3 protein-coding genes are annotated in these 4,962 nt (G+C 61.7%); all 3 read right to left on the bottom strand.

Features of this window, described 5'->3' with window-relative positions:
- Nucleotides 1-1,335, bottom strand: a 1,335-nt coding sequence (locus IK083_08795; protein MBR4749649.1) for a hypothetical protein, incomplete at its 3' end; no start/stop codon positions are given.
- Complete coding sequence (locus IK083_08790) at nt 1,328-3,334, bottom strand: glycoside hydrolase family 92 protein (protein MBR4749648.1); 2,007 nt, start codon at nt 3,332-3,334, stop codon at nt 1,328-1,330. The genes IK083_08790 and IK083_08795, both read right to left, overlap by 8 nt.
- Nucleotides 3,331-4,485 (bottom strand): AGE family epimerase/isomerase, encoded by a 1,155-nt coding sequence (locus IK083_08785; protein MBR4749647.1) that lies wholly within the window; start codon nt 4,483-4,485, stop codon nt 3,331-3,333. Before IK083_08785 ends, IK083_08790 begins: the two co-directional genes overlap by 4 nt.
- Nucleotides 4,486-4,962 lie beyond the last annotated feature (477 nt).

The following is a 4,962-nucleotide window of genomic DNA, read 5'->3' as shown; positions in this document are numbered from 1 at the left end:
CCGGGCTCCGTCGGACAAAAAGCCCTCCACTCTCAGCCTGGCGGCGCCTGCCCCGGGATAGTCCCTGACGAAAAATCTGCTCTCCGGGCGGCAGCCCAGCAGCTGGACGTTGCGGACCAGGAGGTCCTCCACGGCGCCCCGGAGCCGCACGTAGTCGTGGGCGTTCAAGTCATTGTGGACGCAGACGTTTTCCAGAGTCAAATGCTTTATGCGGGAGGGCATGCCGGGGCCTCCGGGGCCGTCCCCCGCGTAGGAGCCCCCTATCTGCATCAGGTCGTGGGCAAGCCGGCCGTGATAGTGCAGGTTTCTGACGGTCAGGCTGTCTATATTGCCCCCTATGCGGAAGAGCATGGGCGCCGGGTCGTATTGTTTGGTGTCGCAGCGCAGGTCTATGGTGTCAAAGATGATGCTGCCATAATTGCCCCCTTCCCCTTCCATCCAGGGAGTCACGATGAAGCCCAGCCCCCTGAAGACGCCGGTCACGTTTTTTATGAGCACCCGGTCCAGCCTGCCCTTGCCTCTGGAGAGCAGCCTGATGGCCTGGTCCGCCTCCCTGAGGCACACTCCGTCTATGGTGACGTCGGTGATGTCGGACACTCCGTCCCTTTCGTCGGGAGCTATGGCGATGAAGTCGTCGCCGGAGGCGCCCCGTATATTGCGGAGGGAGAGAAAGCTGCCCGGCCCCCAGAAGTGGAGCCCGTCCTGATTGTTGGCGTATTTGTAGTCGTCCAGGACTATGTCCGTGTTTTCTATGGTCACCCGGCAAAAGTTGGCCACAAGCAGGGCAAATGTGGTCTGATTGCGGATGCACACGTCCTGTATGAGCAGGTCCTCCACCCCGTAGAACTCCATGGCCTTCACGTCCTTCAGGGCCGAGGGATTCCCCGCCAGATCGGTGTATATGGTCTTTTCGTCCGGCTTGGAGGGCACCGTGTGCTCCTGCCGGGCGGCGTTGTGGTTGTAGGTGCCCCCTATGAGGGATATGTTCCTGTTGCGCAGCGCCGGCGGCGAGGTAAAGCTGGCCCGTCCGTTGCGAAACAGGGCGTTGCCTGCGTGGTCCCGCAGGAAAAAGCCGCAGGAGGGATTGAGGCACCTGACGGTGGTGTTGTCGTGGATGATGAGCCCCGATATCAGGGCGGCGCCGTCCATGACCAGCGTCACCTGCTCTCCCTCCAGAGCCTTGTCCAGCACCGCCTGCAGCCGGGCTGTGTCGTCGGTGCCGCCTCCCTTCAGGACGTCGCTGTCCAGCGCCCCGTAACGGGAGGCCAGATACACTCCCCCGAAGGAGGGCGCGGCCGCCGCTATCAGCAGCAGTATCAACAATATTCTATTCATATACCAGCCTCCCGCCCTGCATGAATTCCGTGACCGTCAGCTCCCGCCCCGGCCTGCCGTTGAAGCTCACGGCGCCGGGATCGGCGCCGAAGCAGCGGTTGTCCACCACAAGGGTCCTGCCCCCGGCCAGCTGCAGCTCCGCCCTCTCGAAGCGGCACTTGCCCACAAGGAGCAGGTCCTGTCCGGTGACGGGAAACAGGCCCAGAGCGTTCCATATATAGGTGGCGCTCAGTCCCCCCGAATCGTTGTTGCCGGGGATGCCGCCCCGCCCCTCCGCGAACATATAGTCCAGAGAGGCGTCTATGATGCGGCAGAGCTTGTCATGTCTGCCGATATAGTGATAGGCCCAGGGAGCCTCCATGTCCGTCTCGTTGTTGAAGCCCTGAAACCGGCTCTCGTCTCTGCAGTCGGCAAAGCCGAAGAACCCGTCCAGATATCTCTCAAAGGCCTCCCTGCCGCAGAGGGCTATGCGGGCCGGCATATCCCGCAGGAGGCGGAAGGAGTAGGAATAACGGTTGCCCTCATAATACTCGCTGTCGGGCCTCATGAGCCCGTCAGGGCCGAAGGCGTGGGTCCAATGGCGCCACAGGGCCGTGTATCGGGCCTCCAGGTCCTTGTCCCCCGCCGCCCGGGCCAGGGCAGCCACGCAGCCGGCGGCCTCCGCCATATCCAGAGTGTGGGTGGCCCGGGGGCAAAAGCCCCCTTCGCAAAAGTCCTCCCGTCCGGGCCGGGTCATATCCCGGTGGCAGGCTGCCAGTATATCCTTCAGGGGAATGCCGTCTATATGGTCCCCCGCCCCGCTTCTGTAAAAGGCGTCCGCGATGCTGTGCTCCGCCAGACACCGGGCCTGCTTGTCCTCTATATCCATGCTCCGGGACATCAAGAGGCAGTGGGGAAAGCCGCCCCGGTATTTTTCGCAGGCGAGAAAGGCGGAGAGGACGCCCTTGCGGACGTCTTCAAACAGGGTGAAGACCAGAGGCAGCTGGGTCTTGTATATGTCCCACATAGTGACCAGCTCTCCCATAAGAGGCTCGCTGCAGGGGCCCGGCAGATTTTCCCCGGTCCAGAAGGCGGGCTTGACCAGCGAATGATACAGATTGGAGTAGAATATCCTCCTGTCCCTGTCCTCCCCCCGGACGTCTATCCTGCCCAGAGCGCCGTTCCAGCGCCGCTCCGCCTCCTCCGCCGCCGCGTCTATATCTCCCTCAGGCTCCGTCAGAGACTCCCGGCAGGCGGAGATGCTCATGACGATCTCGGCCTCCCGGCCCTCTATGTCAAACACCACTCCAAAGGGAACGCCGGGGTCGAAGTCAAAGGCCCCTTCTGCGGCGCCCTGCCACAGGCTGCACCGGACGGCTCCCCGGCACTCTATGCGGGCATAGAGCCGTATCCCCTCCTGGACCACGGACACGAGGGCCCCGGTCCTGCCCACAGTCTGCAGCTCAGGGTCCTCCGGCAGATGAAAGGCGCCGGTCTCCCGGGCCAGACCGTTGTGGCCCGCGTCCACGGCCACCCGGCCTCCGGGCCTGTCGAAGGAATATCTGTGATACACCAGCCGGTCCGTCACGGAGCACTCGCAGAACACCCCTCTCGAGGACCGGCAGGAATAATAGCCGGGACGGGCCTCCTCTTCGAGGATATCCGAGGGCTCAAAGGCCTCCCCCAGCCCCCCGTAAAAGGGGCTGGTGACAAAATAGTTGTAAAAGAGGCCTATATAGCCCGTGCCGCTGTGGTGAAAATGGGAAAAGCCCACGAATTTGTTGCTGCCGAAGAGCTTGCGTATCTTTTCTCCGGTGTTGGGCATATTGCGGCCGTAGCCGGCGGAATAGGCCCCGCTGTAACAGCAGCAGGTGAGGCGCCCGAAGGGCAGAGCAGCCCCGGGATGGGTGTTGCCGCAGAGCCCCTTGATAAACCTCCAACGGGCGGCAATGCCTGCGGGCCGGGGCAGGTCTATCTCGTCGCAGCCCAGAAACACGTCGGCGCAGTCTGTGTATTTCACTGCTCCTCTCCGAAGCAGCCTATGACCTGCAGCATCCGGGGCAGGTGGAAGAAGGTCTTCCATTTGCCCCCTTTCAGCCGGTTGTTCACCTGTCCCTGCCGGCTCAGATAGCCGAACCATTCGCCGTATTCCGGGTCGGGGAAGCGCTGCCAGCTCCACCGGTGGAGCTTCTCAAACCAGTCCCTGAAGCGGCTGTCGCCCGTGTAATTATAGGCCAGAAAAGCGGCTATGAGGGCTTCGCAGTGCACCCACCAGAGCTTCATGTCCCACTGGAGCTCCACGTGGGGCTTGCGGAGATAATCCAGGAAATAATAGATGCCGCCGTATTCGTCGTCCCAGCCGTATTCGAGCTCCCGGAGGACTATGTCCGCCGCCTGTCTCACGGTGTCCTCCTCTCCCGCCCTGCGGGCCGAGGACATGATGAACCACATGGCCTCCAGAGCGTGGCCCGGGTTGGTGTGGCGGCCGGTCATGGAGGACAGGTCCGGCCCTCCCTTGGGAGGCACGTTCTCAAACACCACTCCATGCTCCGGACTGTAAAAGGTGTCCAGCGCAAAGCGCCTCAGACGGGCCAGCTCGGCGCTGTGGTCGTCCCCCAGGTCATTCGAGAGCACCGACAGCAGATTGAGCTGCATCATATAAAAGCCGAAGCTCATATACTCCTTTTTGCCCTCCAGCTCCTTGGTCCACTCCCCCTTGGGCCGGGCCTCCCTGCCGGCGTAGCATTCGTAGGCCGACAGAGCCTCTCTGCGGGCATCCTCCGAGCCCGTGGCCTTGTAAAGAGCGGCAGCGCCCATGACCGCAAAGCAGTCGGAAAAGGCGTTGTAGGGAGCCATGGCCGGGACGCCCTCCCTGTTCAGGGAAAAATAATAGCGGCCCAGAGGGTCCTTGCCGTGACCGGTGAGGAACCGGAAGCCCTGCAGGGCCTGGTCCAGCCACTTGCCTTTTTTTTCGACCTTGTTGTAAAGCTCCGCGAACATCCACACTATGCGCCACTGCATCCACATGTATTTTTCGGTGTCATACACACTGCCGTCCCGGTCGAGACAGGTGAAATAGCCGCCGTATTCCCGGTCGGGACAGTGCTTTTCCCAAAACGGGACCACGTTTTCCAATAGGTATTGCCTGTATGTAGTCTGATATTCTTTCATTACAAGACCCGCGTATTCGATGAGATGATAGTTTTATTATAGCATATATCGAAGGAGTTCTTCGAATGGCAGGCAGGGTTTTCTCCGAAAGAACCGCGAGCCCCGGTCACGGATCAAGCCGGGGCGGGAGGGGCCGTATCGCGGGGCAAGGAAAACCGTCATCCCGGCGCCAACCCCGCGTCATCCCGGCCAAAACGGCAATATATCAAACTCCACCGGCGTTTGGCCGTTTTGGGGAAGGGATCTCGGGCGGGACCCGTTTGCCCGTACATTGCTCCGGCAGAGCCGGAGAGGGCAAATGGGGAGGACCCGGTCTTCGAGTACTGACGAGTGTAGCGGACATGCGCCAGCACCCCGCGTCATCCCGGCGGCCAATTCAGACGTCATATCGGCGGCCAATTCAGACGTCATATCGGCGGTTTTGACGTCAGGCAAAACCGGTAAGATATCCCCTTCAAACTGTCGGAAAGGCCCGGG

Source organism: Abditibacteriota bacterium (assembly GCA_017552965.1).
Taxonomy (GTDB): Bacteria; Armatimonadota; UBA5829; order UBA5829; family UBA5829; genus RGIG7931.
The sequence above is the reverse complement of the archived record's forward strand: the minus strand, read 5'-3'. Positions and strand labels throughout refer to the sequence as shown.